Here is a 16,261-nt window from a genome sequence, read left to right on the forward strand (position 1 = left end):
ACTCACGATGGACCAGTCCCTGCAAGAACGCCTGCACCTGGTGCTGGAACAACAGCGCGCCGCCTTCGAACGCGAGCGCCTGCCCAGCCTGGCCCAGCGGCGCGACCGCCTGCGGCGCCTGCTGGCGATGACGCGCCAGCATGGCGAGGCGCTGGCCGCCGCGATGGCGCAGGACTTCGGCCATCGCGCGCGCCAGGAAAGTCTGCTGGCCGACATCTTCACCGTCGAGTCCGGCGCGCGCCACGCGATCCGCCATCTGCCGCGCTGGATGGCCGTCAAGCGCGCGCCGACCGCGCTGCATTTCCTGCCCGGCCGCAACCGCCTGATGCCCCAGCCGCTGGGCGTCGTGGGCATCGTCTCGCCCTGGAACTATCCCTACAACCTGGCGATGAACCCGGCGCTGGCGGCGCTGGCCGCCGGCAACCGGGTGATGATCAAGCCCTCGGAGCTGACGCCCCTCACCTCGGCGTTGATGGCGCGCATCGTTGCCGAGCATTTCGCGCCCGACGAGATGACCGTGCTGGTCGGCGACGCCGAGCTGGGCCGCGCCTTCAGCGCCCTGCCCTTCGACCATCTGTTCTTCACCGGCTCCACCGCGGTGGGCCGCCTGGTGGCCCAGGCCGCCGCGCAACACCTGACCCCGGTCACCCTGGAGCTGGGCGGCAAGTCGCCGGTGGTGGTGGACCGCAGCGCCGACCTGGCGCTGACCGCCGAGCGCCTGGCCTTCGGCAAGCTGCTGAACGCCGGCCAGACCTGCGTCGCGCCCGACTATGTGCTGGCGCCGCGCGAGCTGGTGCGGCCGCTGGCCCAGGCGCTGCAGGCCGCGATGCGGCGCCTGTATCCGCGCATCGCCGGCAATCCCGACTACACCGCGATCGCGACGCCGCGCCACCATGCGCGCCTGCGGGGCCTGCTGGACGATGCCCGCGCGCGCGGCGCCACCCTGCTGAGCGCGCACGACGAGCCGCCGCCCGCCGACCGCCGCCTGCTGCCGACCCTGCTGCTGGACGTGAACGAGCAGATGGCCGTGATGCGCGAGGAGATCTTCGGCCCGCTGCTGCCCATCCTGCCCTACGAGCAGCCGGCCGAGGCGATCGCATACATCAACCGCCATGACCGGCCGCTGGCGCTGTACTGGTTCGGCCGCGACGCCACGGCGCGCGACTATCTGCTGCGCGAGACCCATGCCGGCGGCGTCACCGTCAACGACTGCATCTGGCATCTGGGCCAGGAGGAACAGCCCTTCGGCGGCATCGGCGCCAGCGGCATGGGGAGCTATCACGGCGTCTGGGGCTTCAACCGCTTCAGCCATCTGAAGCCGGTGTTCCACCAGCCGCGCCTGGCCGGCACGAAGCTGTTCCACCCGCCCTATGGCCGGACCTTCGAGCGCCTGTTGGGCCTGCTGAAGAAGATCGCCTGAGGCCCGCCCGCGATGGATGCCGACTACCTGATCATCGGCGGCGGCTCGGCCGGCGCGGCGCTGGCCGGCCGGCTCAGCGAGGATCCGGACTGCCGCGTGCTGCTGCTGGAGGCCGGCGGCCGCGGCGACGGCTGGGTCGTCAACACGCCCTTCGCCGGCGTGCTGCAGATCCCCAGCAAACTCAACAACTGGGCCTTCGAGACCGTGCCCCAGGCCGGGCTCAATGGCCGGCGCGGCTACCAGCCGCGCGGCAAGGTGCTGGGCGGCTCCTCGGCAATCAATGCGATGGTCTATATCCGCGGCCATCGCAGCGACTACGACGCCTGGGCCGCCGCCGGCAACCCCGGCTGGGGCTTCGACGAGCTGCTGCCCTACTTCATCCGCTCCGAGCACAACGCGCGTCTGGGCGCGCCCTGGCATGGCCAGGCCGGGCCGCTGCGGGTCGGCGACCTGCGCACCGACAGCCCGCTGCATGCCGCCTGGCTGGAAGCCGCGCGCGCGCAGGGCCACCCGGTGCTAGACGACTTCAATGCCGGCGAAATGGAGGGCCTGGGCGTCTACCAGGTCACGCAGCATGAGGGCGAGCGCTGGAGCGCGGCGCGCGGCTATCTGCAGCCGCATCTGGGCCGGCGCCCCAATCTGCAGGTGCTGACCGGCGCGCGCGCGCTGCGCGTGCTGCTGGAGGGCCGTCGCGCGGTCGGCGTCGAGATCCTGCAAGGTGGGCACCAACGCCGCCTGCGCGCCGCGCGCGAGGTGGTGTTGAGCGCCGGCGCGCTGCAGTCACCGCAGCTGCTGATGCTCTCGGGCATCGGCGACGGCGCGGCGCTGCAGCGGCTGGGCATCGCGGTCGCGCAGCATCTGAGCGGCGTCGGGCGCAATCTGCACGACCACCCGGACTTCGTGTTCGGCTATCTGTCGGACAGCCTGGACACGGTGGGCATCTCGCTGCGGGGCGGCCTGCGCCTGCTGCAGCAGATCGGCCTCTACCGGCGCGAACGCCGCGGCATGGTCTCGACCAACTTCGCCGAATGCGGCGGCTTCCTCAGCACCCGCCCCGGCCTGCCGGCGCCCAATGTGCAGCTGCATTTCGTCGTCGCGCTGGTGCAGGACCATGCGCGCCGGCTGGGCTTGGGCCATGGCCTGTCCTGCCATGTCTGCCTGCTGCGGCCGCAAAGCCGCGGCAGCCTGCAGCTCGCCAGCGCCGACCCGCTGGCCGCCCCCCTGATCGACCCGGCCTTCCTGCAGCATCCGGACGATGTGCGGCAGCTGATCGAGGGCTACCGCCTGACCCGCGAGCTGATGCGCGCGCCCAGCCTGAAGGCCTTCTGGACGCGCGAGATCTGGACCCGCGACGCGAACAGCGATGCCGAGATCGAGGCCCTGCTGCGCCAGCGCGTCGACACCGTCTACCACCCGGTGGGCAGCTGCCGCATGGGCCCGGCCGGCGATGCGCTGGCCGTGGTCGATGCCGAACTGCGCGTGCATGGCATCCAGGGCCTGCGCGTGGTCGACGCCTCGGTGATGCCCCAGGTCGTCAGCGGCAACACCAATGCGCCCTCGATCGTGATCGGCGAGAAGGCGGCCGACCTGCTGCGCGGCCGCGCCGCGCCGCCACCCCTGCCGAACTGAACCGCGCGCTCGCTCAGGCCGCCGGCCAGTCTCCGAAGGCAAAGCCCTGGGCCGCGGCGCAGCCCTGGCGGAACATCGCCGCATGGTCATGGCCGGCCAGTTCCTCGTGGCTCACACGCAGGCCGGGCCAGTCGTGCGAGCGCGCGGCGTCCAGCGCCCCGCGCAGCAGGCGCAGGTTGTCCAGCATGCGGCGCGACTGCAGATGGCGGTTGCGCTCCTCGCCCAGCGCGGCGTCGAACTGCTGCTCCGGCAGGCCCGCGGCCAGATGCACGCGGCGTTCGCCGGCCGGTTTGCCCAGGCGTTCCAGCCGCGCCGCCAGCGGCTTGGTCAGGGCATGGTCGTCGAACCACAGGGAGGGGCTGGAGGCCCAGTAGCGCGCGAACAGCGCCGGGCGGCTCAGCAGGGTGTGCACGGTGAACAGGCCGCCATAGGAATGGCCGAACAGGGTGCGACGCGCCGGGTCCAGCGGGTACAGGCGGCCCAGCAGCGGCAGCAGCTCCAGCTCGATGAAGTCCAGGAAACGGTCCGCCCCGCCATGGCGCGGCGACAGCTGATCGCAGGGCGAGCAGCCGGCCGGTGGGGTGTAGTCCAGCGCGCGGGCATCGATGTCAACCGGATCGCCGCTGGCATAGCCGATGCCCACCACCAGCCCCGGCGCCAGGCTGCCGCGCTTCAGACGCGTGAACTCGCGCGCCGGCAGCCCGGAGCGCGGGCGTTGCGGATCCATCAGCGCGAACGCCGCCTGGCCGTCCAGCGCCAGCAGCGCCGGATAGCCGCGCGGGCCGGGCTCGCCGACCGGCAGGCCAAGCCAGATGCGGTAGTCCTGGCCGGTATGGCGCGAGCGCAGGGCGAATGTCTGGGCATGCGCCAGCCTTGCCGGCTCCAGGGCGGGCAAGGCCGGCGGCGTGGAGCCCGCCTCCTGCGCGAGTGCCATGCCACTCGCGCCCAGCCCCAGCCAAGCCAGGCAAGTCCTGCGCGCCATGTTCATGCCTGCCCTCCTGCAGATCCGCTACGAGGCGCCGAGTATCGGCCGGCGGCGGCGGCGCGGCTTTTGCGCCGGCCAGCACCGCCTTTGCGCGCACCAATGCCACGGCCTGGCCACGGAGCGTGCAGGAATGCACGGCCGGCGGCGTGAATCGTCATTTGACACCCGATTGGTAGACATTTTCTTGAGAGCGGGGTCAGGTCTTGCCTCTAAGCTGGTGCCCCGCCTTTTTCCTCCTGAGACCCTTCAATGACCCGCTCCGCACGCCCGCAAGACCTGGGCTTCTTTGCCTACCATGGCCTCTGGGCGCCGGGCATACGCCTGTTCCGCAATCTGCGCTTCGCCAGCAAGGCGCTGCTGATTTCCGCCTGCTTCGCGCTGCCGATGGTGGCGCTGATCGTCTGGCAGCTGCAGGGCGCCGCCGCCGATGCCCTGCAGGCGCGCCAGGACGCGACCCGCCAGCATGTCGAGGTGGCGCATGGCGTGCTGCGCTGGGCCCATGGCCTGGAGGGTGGCGGCATGGCACGCGAGGAGGCCCAGGCCCTGGCCCGCAAGACGGTGGCCGGCCTGCGCTACGACGGCCAGGAGTATTTCTGGATCAATGACATGCAGCCGCGGGTCGTCATGCACCCGATCCGGCCCGAGCTGGACGGCCAGGACGCCGGCGGCATCAAGGACCCGAACGGCCTGCGCCTGTTCCAGGCCTTCGTCGACCTGGTGCGCCGCGAGGGCCAGGGCTTTGTCGGCTATCAATGGCCCAAGCCGGGCAGCGCCGAGCCGGTGGACAAGCTCTCCTATGTGAAGGGCTTTGAGCCCTGGGGCTGGATCATCGGCACCGGCATCTATGTCGACGACCTGCGCGCACAGACGCGCCGCCATGCGCTGCAGGTGGCCCTGGTGGTCGGGCTGGCCCTGCTGGTGGCCGGCTATTTCTTCATCAGCTTCTACAAGGTGATGGAGGGCGGCCTGAACGAGACCCGGCGCCATCTGCACGCGATGACCGAGGGTGACCTGACCACCTCGCCCTCGCCCTGGGGCCGCGACGAGGCGGCCCAGCTGATGCGCGATCTGCATGCGATGCAGCAGTCGCTGCGCCGGATGGTACTGAGCGTGCGCCATTCCAGCGACGCGATCGTGCGCAGCAGCGAGGAGATCGCCAGCGGGGCGCTGGACCTGTCGGCCCGCACCGAGCAGGCCGCGGCCAGCCTGGAGCAGTCGGCCGCCTCGATGGAGCAGATCGCCGCCACGATGCACAGCAGCACTGAGCACACCCATGAGGCCTCCAGCCTGGCGCGTGGCAATGCCGGCACCGCGGCCGACGGCGGGCGCGTGATGCAGGAGGTGGTGCAGACCATGGAGGGCATACGCACGGCCTCGACCCGCATCGCGGACATCATCGGCACGATCGATGGCATCGCCTTCCAGACCAATATCCTGGCCTTGAACGCCGCGGTCGAGGCCGCGCGCGCCGGCGAACAGGGTCGCGGCTTCGCGGTGGTAGCCGGCGAGGTGCGCAGCCTGGCCCAGCGCAGCGCCACCGCGGCGCGCGAGATCAAGGCCCTGATCGGCGGCAGCGTCGAGCGGGTCGAGAGCGGCACCGCCATCGTGCAGCGCGCCGGCGGCACCATCGCCCAGATCGTCAGCGGTTCGCAGCGGGTGGACCAGCTGCTGGGCGAGGTGGCCCGCGGCGCACGCGAGCAGAGCCAGGGCATCGCCCAGATCGGGCAGGCGGTGCAGGAGCTGGACCGCAACACCCAGCAGAACGCGGCCCTGGTGGAGCAGACCGCGGCCGCCGCGGCCTCGATGAAGCGCCAGGCCGATGCGCTGGCGACCGAGGTCTCGCGCTTCCAGCTGCCGGCTCGGCCGCATTGATGATTTAGGCGCGCGCCCCGAAAGCGCGGGGCGCGCTGGCAGGGATAATCCCGCCCCATGTCCCTTGCCGAATTCACCGGCCTATTCCTGGCCTGGCTGGCGCGCCTGATCACCGGCGCACAAGGCCACTGGAAGGGCTGCCCGCCGATCGCGGAACAGCGCATCTACTTCGCCAACCACCAGAGCCACTTCGATTGGGTGCTGATCTGGGCCGCCCTGCCGGCCGAGCTGCGCGCCCGCACGCGGCCGATCGCCGCGCGCGACTACTGGACCGGCAGCCGGCTCAAGACCTGGCTCACCTCGGCGGTGTTCAACGCGATCTATGTCTCTCGCACCCGCTCGAGCCCCGAGGAGGATCCGCTGGAACCGCTGGTCGAGGCGCTGGCCGCCGGCGATTCGCTGGTGATCTTTCCCGAGGGGACCCGCTCCAACAAGGGTGACCCGCAGGCCTTCAAGGCCGGCCTGTTCCATCTGGCGCAGCAGTTCCCCGAGGTGCGCCTGATCCCGACCTGGATCGACAATGTGCAGCGCGTGATGCCCAAGGGCGAGGTCGTGCCGGTGCCTATCCTGTGCACCGTCACCTTCGGCGAGCCGCTGGCACCGCCCGGGCCCGAGGAGGACAAGCGCGCCTTCCTGGAACGCGCGCGCGCCGCGGTGATGGCGCAACGTCCCATCGGGGGCGGCGCATGAGGTCGCTGCGTCTGATGAGCGCGAGCGACCAGATCGCGCTGCTGTTCCTGATCCTGTTCGGCCTGCTGGTGCTGATCACCCTGGGCGGCTTCCTGCTGTCGCTGCGCAGCGTCGAGGCGCAGCGCAGCCAGCGCTCGACCGACAACTGGCGCCAGTTCAAGCGCGACCTGAAGGCGATCTGGGTCGGCTCCTGCATGTTCTGGGCCGCCTGGGTCTCGGGGCCGATCGGCGCCACCTTGCTGTTCGGCGTGCTGTCCTTTCTGGCGCTGCGCGAGTTCATCACCCTGATGCACACGCGCCGCGCCGACCACCGCAGCCTGATCCTGGCCTTCTTCGCGATCCTGCCGCTGCAATATGTGCTGGTGGGCACGCGCCACTTCGACCTGTTCTCGGTGCTGATCCCGGTCTACGGCTTCGTCGCTATTCCCGTGGCCAGCGCGCTGGCCGACGATCCGCAGCGCTTCCTGGAGCGCAATGCCAAGATCCAGTGGGGCATCATGGTCTGCATCTACGGTCTCTCGCATGCGCCGGCCCTGCTGCTGCTGGACTTCAAGGGCTACCAGGGCCGCGGCGCCTTCCTGCTGTTCTTCATGGTGTTCGTGGTCGGCATCGCGCAGATCGTGCAGGAGGCGGCCAGCCGCTCGCTGCGGCGCCGGCCGGTGGCGCGCCGCATCAGCCGCAGCTTCTCGCTGCGCGCCTGGTGGCTGGGCCTGGCCGCCGCGGCCGTCTGCGGCACCCTGCTGTACTGGATCACGCCCTTCAAGGCCGGCCAGGCCCTGGTGATGGCGGTGATCGCCGCCGCCGCCGGCACCCTGGGCGGCCTGGTGATGAAGGCGCTCAAGCGCGACGCCGGTGTGATCTACTGGGGCAACCGCAGCTCGATCACCGGCGCGGTTGGCCTGCTGGACCGCATCGCGGTGCTGTGCTTCGCGGCCCCGGTGTTCTTCCATTCCGTGCGCTGGTACTTCAAGTTGGATCTCTGATGCGAATTCTTGGCATCGACCCGGGTCTGCAGACCACCGGCTTTAGCTGCGGCCCGGCGCTGGCGCGCCTTCACATTCGCGATGCGAATGTGAGCCTGCGCAGAACCCCTATCAATGCCAACAACCCGCGAGGTCTTCGACCATGCGTATCCTAGGCATCGACCCCGGCTTGCAGACAACGGGGTTTGGCGTCATCGATGCCGATGGCCCGCGCCTGGCCTATGTGGCCAGCGGCACGATCAAGACCACCGGCGCCCAGGGCGCGGCGATCGGTGACCTGCCGGGGCGGCTGAAGATCCTGTTCGACGGCATCCGCGAGGTCCATGCGCGCTACCAGCCGCAATGCGCGGCGGTCGAGATCGTGTTCGTCAACGTGAACCCGCAATCGACCCTGCTGCTGGGCCAGGCCCGCGGCGCGGCGCTGACGGCCCTGGTTTCCTGCGAGCTGCCGGTCAGCGAATACACCGCGCTGCAGATGAAGAAGGCCATCGTCGGCCATGGCCACGCGAAGAAGGAGCAGATCCAGATGATGGTGCAGCGCCTGCTGAACCTGCCCGGCGAGCCTGGCAAGGACGCCGCCGACGCGCTGGGCATCGCGATCATGCATGCCCATGCGCGCGTCTCCTTCGAGGCGATGAGCCGCAACACCACGCTGCAGCGCAAGCAGCATGCGCAGTTCCGCGGCGGGCGGACCTACTGAACCGCCAACCCTCGACGGCTCGACTGAGCGTCGGGCCGCCCTTCAGTCCCGGTTCTTCGCCAGGCGGGCCACGAGCTTCAGGAGCGTAGGGATGCGCTTCCTGCCATGCATCGAGCGCAGGCGCACCTTGGCCGCGCCGATGTCGATGCCCGCGCAGGTCACGAGCAGCGGCGCCGTTTCCTCTTCCCGCATGACCTCGTATTGCGACGACAGGCCGGGCCGGGCCGTCTTCGACACCCCGACGACGGGCGTGTTCCCGCCCAGCGCCTGGAACAGGTGCTGACCCAGACCCGGCGTCTGCTCGGCATCGAGGTGGACAAAACCGTCGATCAGGATCAGCTCGGGCTCCAGGCGGTGTTCGCGCAGCAGCTGCATCACGCAGGGCAGCACGCGCAGGTCGAGCTCGCCGGGCTTCGCTACCTTCTTCTCGACCTCGGCGATAGGCGAGAGATAAGTCTTCTCAGCCTCCGGGGCGTCCCAGGCCTCGAAAGCCACGCCGGCGGCCATGGCTTGCGCCCCCTCGAAATGAACAGCGACTGCGAGTTTCATGCGGCGGGATTATGAAGCGCGCCATCCGCTGGCTTGCCCCGCCAAGCAAGATCGCATAGCCTGCGGCGGCCGGCGCCGTCCGGCAGGTCAAGCCGCCGCGCAGGAAGAACAGATAGGAACCCCATGGCCCCCGTCATCGTCGATCCCGGCAAAGTCCACGAGTTCAAGAATGCCGAGAGCTTCTACCAGTGGCTGGGCCGGCATCACGACCGGGAAACCGAGGTCTGGATCAAGATCCACAAGCTGGCTTCGGGGCTGGCCTCGATCACGCCGATCGAGGCGATCGACGTCGCCCTGTGCTGGGGCTGGATCGACGCCATCCGCAAGGGGCTGGACGAGCAGAGCTATCTGCAGCGCTACACGCCGCGCCGCAGCCGCAGCATCTGGAGCCAGATCAATGTCGACAATGTCGCGCGCCTGATCGCGGCGGGCCGGATGACCGAGCATGGGCTGCGACAGGTCGAGGCGGCCAAGGCCGACGGGCGCTGGGACCGCGCCTACGCCGGCAGCAAGAACATGCAGATGCCCGAGGATCTGCAGGCCGCGATCGATGCCGAGCCCGCGGCTCGGGCCATGCTGGCCCGGCTCACTGCGCAGAACCGCTTCGCGCTGGCATCACGCGTGCACAACCTGAAGGCCGCGGCCGGTCGCGAGCGCAAGATCGCGAGCTTCGTCGAGATGCTCAAGCGCGGGGAGACGATCTACCCGCAGGGCAAGCAGAAATAAGCCCCTGCCTCAGGCCGCTGCCTTGAGCAGCCCCAGCACGCGCACATGCGCGGCGGCCAGCTCCGGCGAGGCGTCGAAATGGGCGATATAGGCCAGGGAAAAGGCATCGTCCTCGCGCGTGCGGTCCAGGCCTAGCAGCTGCTGCAGGCGCGCGCCCACGACGACCGGCGTCGCTTCCGGCGCGGCGCCCTCCAGCGCCTCGTCCAGCAGCACGATCAGGCGGTTCAGCGGCTCCAGCCAGCGCATCTCGTCCGAGAAGGCCACCAGCTGCAGGAAGTCGCCCGCGCTCTGGGCGCCATGCAGCTTCTCGTAACGGCGCCGCTCCAGCTCGAGCAGCTGGCGGTGCAGGTCCAGCAGGGCCTGACGCAGGGCCTGGCAGCGCTGCGTCAGCAGCTGTGGGGTCGATTGGGGGTCGGACATGGGTTTCGCTCCTGGTGGCTTGGATGATGGTGACGGTTGCTGGCGCCGATTCTGCCCCGCGGCGACGGGGCGATGCGACACGCGTACCATCGGGAACAGCGCGCGGCCTCCCCCTCCCCGCCCTCACCCGCACGCCAGGAGCAGTCCCACCATGTTCGGCATTTCCGACTACGGCGCCTTCGTCGCCGCCATCATCGTCTTCCTGCTGATTCCCGGCCCGGGCAATCTGGCACTGATCTCGTCTACCGGCAAGGGGGGCTTCAAGGGCGGGCTGGCCGCTACCCTGGGCCTGATCGTCGGCGACCAGGTGCTGATGTGGCTGGCGGTGGCCGGCGTCGCGGCGCTGCTGGCGACCTCGCCGCGCCTGTTCGCCGGCGTGCAATGGCTGGGCGCGGCCTACCTGGCCTGGCTGGGCTGGCGCATGTTGCGCGCCCGGCCGGGCGAGGGGCCGGTGCTGCAGATCCGGCCGCGCCAGTATTTCCAGCAGGCCCTGATCATCACCCTGCTGAACCCCAAGGCCATCGTGTTCTACATGGCCTTCTTCCCGCTCTTCGTCGATCCGGCGCGGCACCAGGGCCTGATCAGCTTCGGCGCGATGGCCGCGACGATCGCGGTGCTGACCCTGGCCTATGGCCTGATCGTCGCGCTGCTGACCCTGCGCCTGGCCGATCGCCTGCGCAACAGCCCGCGCCTGAGCCAGGCGCTGGAGAAGCTGGCCGGCACGGTGCTGATCGGCTTCGGCCTGAAGCTGGCGCTATCGCGCTGAACTGAATTTTTTCGGCGCAGCATGGAATAAAGCGCCTCGTCCCGGTGTTCATGCAGGGTCATACCCCCAAGGAGACCCATGATGATCCGTTCCTCCAAGCGACTCCTGCACCGCGGCGCCCTGCTGCTGACGGTCCTGGCCCTGGCCGCCTGCGCCGGCATGCAGCCAGAGAAAAAGCCTGCCGCGCCGGCGATGGCCGACAACGGCGCCCTGGTCGGCCCGAGCAAGATGACGCTCTACACCTTCGACCGCGACAACGCCGGCTCCGGCAAGAGCGTCTGCAACGGCCCCTGCGCCACCAACTGGCCGCCGCTGATGGTCGCGCGGGCCGAGGACAAGGCGCAGGGCGACTGGAGCATCGTGCTGCGCGACGACGGCAGCCGCCAATGGGCCTACAAGGGCCGGCCGCTGTACTACTGGGTCAAGGACCAGAAGCCCGGCGACCGCACCGGCGACGGCGTCAACCAGGTCTGGCGCACCGCTACGCCCTGAGCCGGCGCATCACTCCCTGCTCCCATGATCCTCGACGAGGCCCTGCCGCATCTGCCGCGCCTGCGCCGCCATGCGCGGCTCCTGACCGGCGATGCGGCGCGCGCCGACGATCTGCTGCAGGACACGCTGGAGCGCGCGCTGCTGAAGGCCGCCCTGTGGCGGCCCGAGCTGGGCGGGCCAGACCGGGGTCAGGCCTTGCGCGCCTGGCTGCTGAGCCTGATGCACCGGCTGTTCCTGAACCAGCTGCGCGACGAGCGCCGCCATGCGCATGAGGAATTCGACGATGCGCTGCATGGCGGCGCTAGCGCGCAGGACAACGCGCTGCCGCTGCGCCTGGACCTGGAGAAGGCGCTGGCCGCGCTGCCGGCCGCGGGACGCGAGGTGCTGCTGCTGGTCTGCGTCGAGGAGCTCAGCTACGAGGAGGCGGCCCGGGTGCTGGACCTGCCGCTGGGCACGGTAATGTCGCGCCTGTCGCGCGCCCGCGAGCGGCTGCGCCAGCTGATGCAGGAGCAACCCCTGCAGCGCGCGCCGGCCGCGCTGCGGGTGATCAAGTGAGCACCGCCGCATCCCCATCATGAGCACACAAGAGATCAGCAGCATGGACGAGACCCGGCTGCATGCCTATGTGGACGGCCGGCTGGATGCCGAGGCCAGCGCCGCGGTGGCCGCCTGGTTGCAGCAGCATCCGGCCGAGGCGCAGCGGGTGGCCGACTGGCGCCGCCAGCGCGAGGCGCTGCGGGGCCTGCATGCCGGGCTGCTGGACGAGCCGCTGCCGCGGGCCCTGCTGCAGGGCCTGCGCCGCGGCGAGCGCGGCCTGGCCGCGAATGCACCGAGCTTCCGGCTCCAGGCCCTGGCCGGCGTGGCCCTGCTGGGCCTGGGCCTCGCACTCGGCTGGCAGGCGCGCGAGTGGACGACAACGGCGCCCGCCATCGCCACGCCCGGCTTCGTCCGCGATGCCGGCATCGCCCATGCCGTCTACCAGCCCGAGCGCCGCCATCCGGTCGAGGTCGGCGCCGAGCAGCAGGCCCATCTGGTGCAATGGCTCAGCAAGCGCCTGGGCGAGCCGCTGCGCGTGCCGCATCTGGAAGGCCTGGGCTGGCGCCTGATGGGCGGGCGCCTGCTGCCGGCCGGCGCGGAGCAGGATGAAGGCCCGCCGCAGGCCCGCGCGCAGTTCATGTACGAAGAACGGGACGGCGCCGCGGGCGAGCGGCTGACCCTGTATGTCTCGGTGCTCGGCACCGCGCAGGCCAGGCCCGACGGCACCGCCTTCCGCTTCAGCGAGTCGGCCGACGGCCAGCGCCGCAGCTTCTACTGGGTCGACGGCCGGCTGGGCTATGCGCTGACCGGTCGGCTGCCGCGCGAGCAGCTGGCGCGGCTGGGCGAACAGGTCTACCGACAGCTGCGGCAGGAGCCGTCGCCGCCATGAAAGAAAACGGGGCCCGAGGGCCCCGTTGAGGATGAGAGGCCGCCAGGACCTGCTCAGACGGCCGCCACCGCCTTGCGACGGCGCACGATCGCCCCCACGGCCGCCAGGCCGGCCAGGCTCATCAGCCAGGTGCTGGGCTCGGGAACGGCGCTGATGCTCAGCGCGCCGCTGCCGAAATCACCACTGGAGGTTTCGTATCGCAGATAGGGCTCGCCGAACCCGCTGCTCAGCAGCAGATTGTCGGCACTGCCGACGTTGTACACGGCATCCAGGCCCACGACTCGTCCATCGATGAACGAGACCGAGGCCGAATTGGGCTCGGCACCGGCCAGGGCGTAGCTCTTGCCGGCAAAGCTGAACTGCAGCGCCGTCAGAGACAGCCATTCGGTGCCGGCCGTGAGCTGGCTGTCGTCAAAGCTGAACTGGCCGCTGAAGACCTGACCCTTGAGCAGGCCGTCCTCGATGCTGCCGCTGAAGTTGTAGGTCGCGGCCTGGGCCACACCGACCAGGCTCAGGGCCGCCAGGGCCAGCAGGGATTTCTTGGCGATGTTGTTCATCATGGTTTTCTCCTTGAAGCGGCGCGCGCTCATCAGAACTTGAAGCTGGAGGCGTTCAGGGCCGTGCAGGCCACGCCCTTGAGCTGGACCAGCGGGCGACTCTTGGCCGGGCCGGCCGCGCCGTCGGTGTCGATGCCGACCACCGCATTGGCGCCCGACATGCTGCAGCTCACATGACCCTGGCCCAGCGGGTCGCCGCCGGCCACGCCGATGGACTGCAGCAGCTTGGTCAGCACCAGGCGGTCCTCGCCGACCGTGAAGTCGGTGATGGTGTCGCCGGCGTCCAGCAGGCTGCCGTAGACGAAGTTGTCGCGCCCCGCGCCGCCGGTCAGGGTGTCGGCGCCCGCGCCGCCCTCGATCAGGTCGTCGCCGGCCGTGCCGACCAGGGTGTCGCGGCCGCTGGTGCCGAGCAGCGACTTCTGCAGGTTCAGGCCCAGCACGACCGGGTCATGGTCGGAGGACTTGTAGGCGGTCGGCGCGTAGTAGTCGGGGCCGCAGGTGGCGCAGGCCGGCTTCTTGAACTCCAGGTTGTAGTCGATGATCAGCGGCTCGTCGGCATTGATGTGCCAGGGCGCGGCGCTGACGATCTTGGCCGACAGGCCCGGGGTGGCCAGCGCATGGTCCAGGCGGCCGGCCAGGCCGTCGAACACATAGCTGTAGGCGCCCGGCTCGAAGCGGCCTTCCTGGTCCAGCACGAAGCCGTCATGGGTCAGCGCGTGGATCGGGTCTTCCTGGGCATAGGCGTTGAAGTCGCCCAGCAGCATCACGTCGGGCGTGCCGGCCTGGGCCTGCACGGTGCCGACGAACTCGCGCAGGCGCTGGGCCTGTTCCACCCGGGTGGCGTTCCAGCAGCTCTGGCCGTCGCGCTGGTCGGCATCGGCACCACCGCCGCTGGGGCAGCTGCCCTTGGACTTCAGGTGGTTGACCAGCACCGCGAAGCGCTCGCCGTTGGGCGCCTCGAAGCCCTGGGCGAAGGTCGGCCGGTTGTTCACCGCATCGGTGTCCGACAGCGCGGCGCCGCGCAGGCTCAGGCGGCCGGGCTTGTAGATCAGCGCGACGCGGATCGCATCGCTGCCGGTGTCCAGGCCGCCCTTGGGCACGACCTTGTAAGTGTTGGCGCCCAACCTGGCGTTCAGCGCGTCGACCAGGTTCTGCGCCGCCACGTCGCCGTTGTTCTGGATCTCCATCAGGCCCACGACATCGGCATTGATGGTCGACAGCGAGGCCACCAGCTTGGTCTGCTGGCGCTGGAACTCGGCCAGGTTGCTGGCGCCGCGGCAGTTGCTCGCCGAGACCGCGCCGCCCAGGCTGCAGCCCTGGCCGCTCTGGCCGCTGGCGGTCTGGCCGTTGGTGAAGGTGGTGAAGTAGTTCAGCACATTGGCGCTGGCCACCTTGTAGTTGCCGCCCGCGGCGGCCGGCGCGGCCGTGCGCGGGTTGCTGCGCTCGAAGGCCACCGGCTGGGTCGGCTGCAGCTTGTACATCGCGGCGCCGGCCGTGTTGTTGGTCGCCAGGCCGAAGTCGATCACGCCGGTCAGCGCGGGCGTGGTGTCGCCGGCGCGCACGGTGTTGTCGGCGCCGATATAGGGCGTCGGGTCGGGGTTCTGGGCCGTGGTGTTGTCGTCCAGAATGAACATGCGGCGCGCGTTGTCGAGCGCCAGGCTCTGCGCATCGGCCGAGCCGGGGCGGTGCAGATTGGTCGGCTGCTGCAGGCGGCCGCCGGCGGCCATCGTCAGCTGGCCGTAGCGGCCCAGGAAGTAGTTCTGCTGCACGGTCAGCGGGCCCTTCAGCGTGACCAGCATGCCTTCATAAGCCTCCAGGCCGCCGCTGGCCAGCTGGTTCAGGTCCACCTCGATCGGCGCGATCGCATGGCCGCTGCTCAGCACGGTCTGCGCGGTCGGCGCGCTCAGCTGGGTGATCGGGTTGGCCTGGGCATCGGCGCTGCCGCTGGAGACGACGAACTCGCCGACCTTGGCGGTGATCTTCAGCTCCTGGCCCAGCTGGGCGCTGTTGGCCGCGTTGGTGTAGACGAAGATGCCGTCCGAGGTGGCGGCGTCGCCGTCGCCCAGGCGGTCCTGCAGGTAGAAGCCGGTGGCCGTCACATGGGTCACGACGCCGGTGGTGGTGACCGTGCGGTCCTTGTAGGGGCTCTGCTTGCCGCTGCCCTGGATCTTGTAGATCGCCGCGGCCTCGCCGGCCGGCGGGTTGCCGCCGTTGTCGCAGCTGACGGCGGCGCTGGCGCTGTTGCGCGGCGCCGGGGCGGCGACGCTGAAGTCCGCCTTGTTGTCGTTGTTGTCGGTGCAGCCCTGGCCCGCGCGCAGCGCGGCCGTGGTGGCGCTGAGCTTGCCGGTGGCACCGCTGCCCTCGAAGAAGGCCGCGCTGCCGTAGCCGACCAGGTCGACCAGATTGCCGCCGCTGGGGGTGGCGCTGTTCAGGCCGGCGCTGCTGGAGACCAGCGCGAGCTTGCCGTCGCTGCCGCCCAGGGCCAGGCTGCCGATCACGTCGGGGGTCGGCAGGTTCTCGCTGCCGCCGGTGCCGTCGGCGCCCTTGATCAGCAGGTATTTGCCCGGGGCCAGGAACAGGTCGTTGTCCGAGATGCGGTTGATCTGGCCGGCATTGCCGCCGATCAGGCCGCTGGCCGAGCCATATTGCACCGACCAGCCCTTCAGATTGACCGGAGCGCTGCCGGCATTAAAGAGCTCGATGAAATCGCTCTTCAAAACCGCGCCGCCGTTGCCGCCGCCGCCGAAAACCTGGCTGATCACGACACCATTTGCCGAGGCCATCGCCGTCGGCGCCGCAAATACCGCGGCCAGCAGGAAAACAAGGGGTTTTAGTTTCATGGCAGAAGGACGAGGGTGGAGCTTGGGGAAAACACATCCGCCGACCGGTCATGCCCGCGAAACCCCCATGGAATCATGGGCTTGCGCGAACCGTCGGGAGCGGCACCGGCGCGATGCTAGCGGTTCAATATGACAGCTTGAGACACCATGAACGCGGGGGTGTCGGCGCCGAGATACTGCGCGGCCCGATATTGATTCAGGGTATC

General features: G+C 70.1%; 16 protein-coding genes. 11 read left to right on the forward strand and 5 right to left on the reverse strand.

Annotated features, from left to right (window positions below; translation table 11 throughout):
• Positions 1–7 precede the first annotated feature (7 nt).
• Complete coding sequence (locus G8A07_RS21795; RefSeq protein WP_195794051.1) at positions 8–1,420, forward strand: coniferyl aldehyde dehydrogenase; 1,413 nt, start codon at positions 8–10, stop codon at positions 1,418–1,420.
• A gap of 12 nt (positions 1,421–1,432) precedes the next feature.
• On the forward strand, positions 1,433–3,049 hold the full coding sequence (locus G8A07_RS21800; RefSeq protein WP_195794052.1) for a GMC family oxidoreductase: 1,617 nt from the start codon (positions 1,433–1,435) through the stop codon (positions 3,047–3,049).
• A gap of 13 nt (positions 3,050–3,062) precedes the next feature.
• On the opposite strand, the gene G8A07_RS21805 is transcribed toward G8A07_RS21800, so the two are convergent.
• On the reverse strand, positions 3,063–3,983 hold the full coding sequence (locus tag G8A07_RS21805) for an alpha/beta hydrolase (protein ID WP_195794053.1): 921 nt from the start codon (positions 3,981–3,983) through the stop codon (positions 3,063–3,065).
• A 300-nt stretch (positions 3,984–4,283) separates the two neighbouring features.
• Here G8A07_RS21805 and G8A07_RS21810 point away from each other — a divergent pair, with 300 nt between their 5' ends.
• The 4 genes from G8A07_RS21810 to ruvC all read left to right on the forward strand — a co-directional run bounded on the left by G8A07_RS21810 (position 4,284) and on the right by ruvC (position 8,279).
• On the forward strand, positions 4,284–5,906 hold the full coding sequence (locus G8A07_RS21810; protein WP_195794054.1) for a methyl-accepting chemotaxis protein: 1,623 nt from the start codon (positions 4,284–4,286) through the stop codon (positions 5,904–5,906).
• Between the two features lie 57 nt (positions 5,907–5,963).
• Positions 5,964–6,596, forward strand: coding sequence for a 1-acyl-sn-glycerol-3-phosphate acyltransferase (locus tag G8A07_RS21815; protein ID WP_195794055.1), 633 nt, complete (start codon positions 5,964–5,966; stop codon positions 6,594–6,596).
• A 14-nt stretch (positions 6,597–6,610) separates the two neighbouring features.
• Entirely contained in the window at positions 6,611–7,579 is a 969-nt protein-coding gene (locus tag G8A07_RS21820; protein ID WP_371816387.1) for a phosphatidate cytidylyltransferase, read from the forward strand.
• Between the two features lie 142 nt (positions 7,580–7,721).
• Positions 7,722–8,279 (forward strand): crossover junction endodeoxyribonuclease RuvC, encoded by a 558-nt coding sequence (gene ruvC / locus G8A07_RS21825; protein WP_195794057.1) that lies wholly within the window; start codon positions 7,722–7,724, stop codon positions 8,277–8,279.
• Between the two features lie 42 nt (positions 8,280–8,321).
• Here ruvC and G8A07_RS21830 read toward each other — a convergent pair whose 3' ends face one another.
• A complete protein-coding gene (locus G8A07_RS21830) occupies positions 8,322–8,828 on the reverse strand; it encodes an endonuclease V (protein WP_195794058.1) in 507 nt (168 codons plus the stop codon).
• A 123-nt stretch (positions 8,829–8,951) separates the two neighbouring features.
• Between G8A07_RS21830 and G8A07_RS21835 the strand changes: the two genes are divergently transcribed.
• Positions 8,952–9,554 (forward strand): YdeI family protein, encoded by a 603-nt coding sequence (locus G8A07_RS21835; protein WP_195794059.1) that lies wholly within the window; start codon positions 8,952–8,954, stop codon positions 9,552–9,554.
• Positions 9,555–9,563: 9 nt separating this feature from the next.
• Here the strand turns inward: G8A07_RS21835 and G8A07_RS21840 are convergent, their stop codons facing one another.
• Positions 9,564–9,974, reverse strand: a complete 411-nt coding sequence (locus tag G8A07_RS21840; protein WP_195794060.1) for a hypothetical protein — start codon at positions 9,972–9,974, stop codon at positions 9,564–9,566.
• A gap of 151 nt (positions 9,975–10,125) precedes the next feature.
• On the opposite strand from G8A07_RS21840, the gene G8A07_RS21845 reads away from it, so the two are divergent.
• From G8A07_RS21845 to G8A07_RS21860, 4 genes are all read left to right on the forward strand, one after another.
• A complete protein-coding gene (locus G8A07_RS21845; RefSeq protein WP_195794061.1) occupies positions 10,126–10,740 on the forward strand; it encodes a LysE family translocator in 615 nt (204 codons plus the stop codon).
• 81 nt (positions 10,741–10,821) lie between these two features.
• The gene (locus G8A07_RS21850) at positions 10,822–11,232 is read left to right on the forward strand and encodes a hypothetical protein (protein WP_213086190.1); all 411 of its coding nucleotides are present in this window, start codon (positions 10,822–10,824) and stop codon (positions 11,230–11,232) included.
• Positions 11,233–11,256: 24 nt separating this feature from the next.
• Positions 11,257–11,787, forward strand: coding sequence for an RNA polymerase sigma factor (locus G8A07_RS21855; protein WP_195794062.1), 531 nt, complete (start codon positions 11,257–11,259; stop codon positions 11,785–11,787).
• 19 nt (positions 11,788–11,806) lie between these two features.
• Positions 11,807–12,658, forward strand: coding sequence for an anti-sigma factor (locus G8A07_RS21860; protein WP_195794063.1), 852 nt, complete (start codon positions 11,807–11,809; stop codon positions 12,656–12,658).
• 53 nt (positions 12,659–12,711) lie between these two features.
• Here G8A07_RS21860 and G8A07_RS21865 read toward each other — a convergent pair whose 3' ends face one another.
• Both G8A07_RS21865 and G8A07_RS21870 read right to left on the reverse strand, forming a co-directional pair.
• On the reverse strand, positions 12,712–13,218 hold the full coding sequence (locus G8A07_RS21865; RefSeq protein ID WP_195794064.1) for a PEP-CTERM sorting domain-containing protein: 507 nt from the start codon (positions 13,216–13,218) through the stop codon (positions 12,712–12,714).
• 29 nt (positions 13,219–13,247) lie between these two features.
• Complete coding sequence (locus tag G8A07_RS21870) at positions 13,248–16,055, reverse strand: ExeM/NucH family extracellular endonuclease (protein WP_195794065.1); 2,808 nt, start codon at positions 16,053–16,055, stop codon at positions 13,248–13,250.
• Positions 16,056–16,261 lie beyond the last annotated feature (206 nt).

The organism is Roseateles sp. DAIF2, from assembly GCF_015624425.1.
In the GTDB taxonomy this organism is placed as follows: Bacteria; Pseudomonadota; Gammaproteobacteria; order Burkholderiales; family Burkholderiaceae_C; genus Kinneretia.

Bases quoted from the DNA above. Each gene is read 5' to 3' on its own strand.
- G8A07_RS21835 (WP_195794059.1), top strand. From the start codon at position 8,952: ATGGCCCCCGTCATCGTCGATCCCGGCAAAGTCCACGAGTTCAAGAAT.
- G8A07_RS21855 (WP_195794062.1), top strand. From the start codon at position 11,257: ATGATCCTCGACGAGGCCCTGCCGCATCTGCCGCGCCTGCGCCGCCAT.
- G8A07_RS21870 (WP_195794065.1), bottom strand. From the start codon at position 16,055: ATGAAACTAAAACCCCTTGTTTTCCTGCTGGCCGCGGTATTTGCGGCG.
- G8A07_RS21820 (WP_371816387.1), top strand. From the start codon at position 6,611: ATGAGCGCGAGCGACCAGATCGCGCTGCTGTTCCTGATCCTGTTCGGC.
- G8A07_RS21800 (WP_195794052.1), top strand. From the start codon at position 1,433: ATGGATGCCGACTACCTGATCATCGGCGGCGGCTCGGCCGGCGCGGCG.
- G8A07_RS21850 (WP_213086190.1), top strand. From the start codon at position 10,822: ATGATCCGTTCCTCCAAGCGACTCCTGCACCGCGGCGCCCTGCTGCTG.
- G8A07_RS21810 (WP_195794054.1), top strand. From the start codon at position 4,284: ATGACCCGCTCCGCACGCCCGCAAGACCTGGGCTTCTTTGCCTACCAT.
- G8A07_RS21830 (WP_195794058.1), bottom strand. From the start codon at position 8,828: ATGAAACTCGCAGTCGCTGTTCATTTCGAGGGGGCGCAAGCCATGGCC.
- G8A07_RS21805 (WP_195794053.1), bottom strand. From the start codon at position 3,983: ATGGCACTCGCGCAGGAGGCGGGCTCCACGCCGCCGGCCTTGCCCGCC.
- G8A07_RS21815 (WP_195794055.1), top strand. From the start codon at position 5,964: ATGTCCCTTGCCGAATTCACCGGCCTATTCCTGGCCTGGCTGGCGCGC.
- G8A07_RS21845 (WP_195794061.1), top strand. From the start codon at position 10,126: ATGTTCGGCATTTCCGACTACGGCGCCTTCGTCGCCGCCATCATCGTC.
- ruvC (WP_195794057.1), top strand. From the start codon at position 7,722: ATGCGTATCCTAGGCATCGACCCCGGCTTGCAGACAACGGGGTTTGGC.
- G8A07_RS21865 (WP_195794064.1), bottom strand. From the start codon at position 13,218: ATGATGAACAACATCGCCAAGAAATCCCTGCTGGCCCTGGCGGCCCTG.
- G8A07_RS21840 (WP_195794060.1), bottom strand. From the start codon at position 9,974: ATGTCCGACCCCCAATCGACCCCACAGCTGCTGACGCAGCGCTGCCAG.
- G8A07_RS21860 (WP_195794063.1), top strand. From the start codon at position 11,807: ATGAGCACACAAGAGATCAGCAGCATGGACGAGACCCGGCTGCATGCC.
- G8A07_RS21795 (WP_195794051.1), top strand. From the start codon at position 8: ATGGACCAGTCCCTGCAAGAACGCCTGCACCTGGTGCTGGAACAACAG.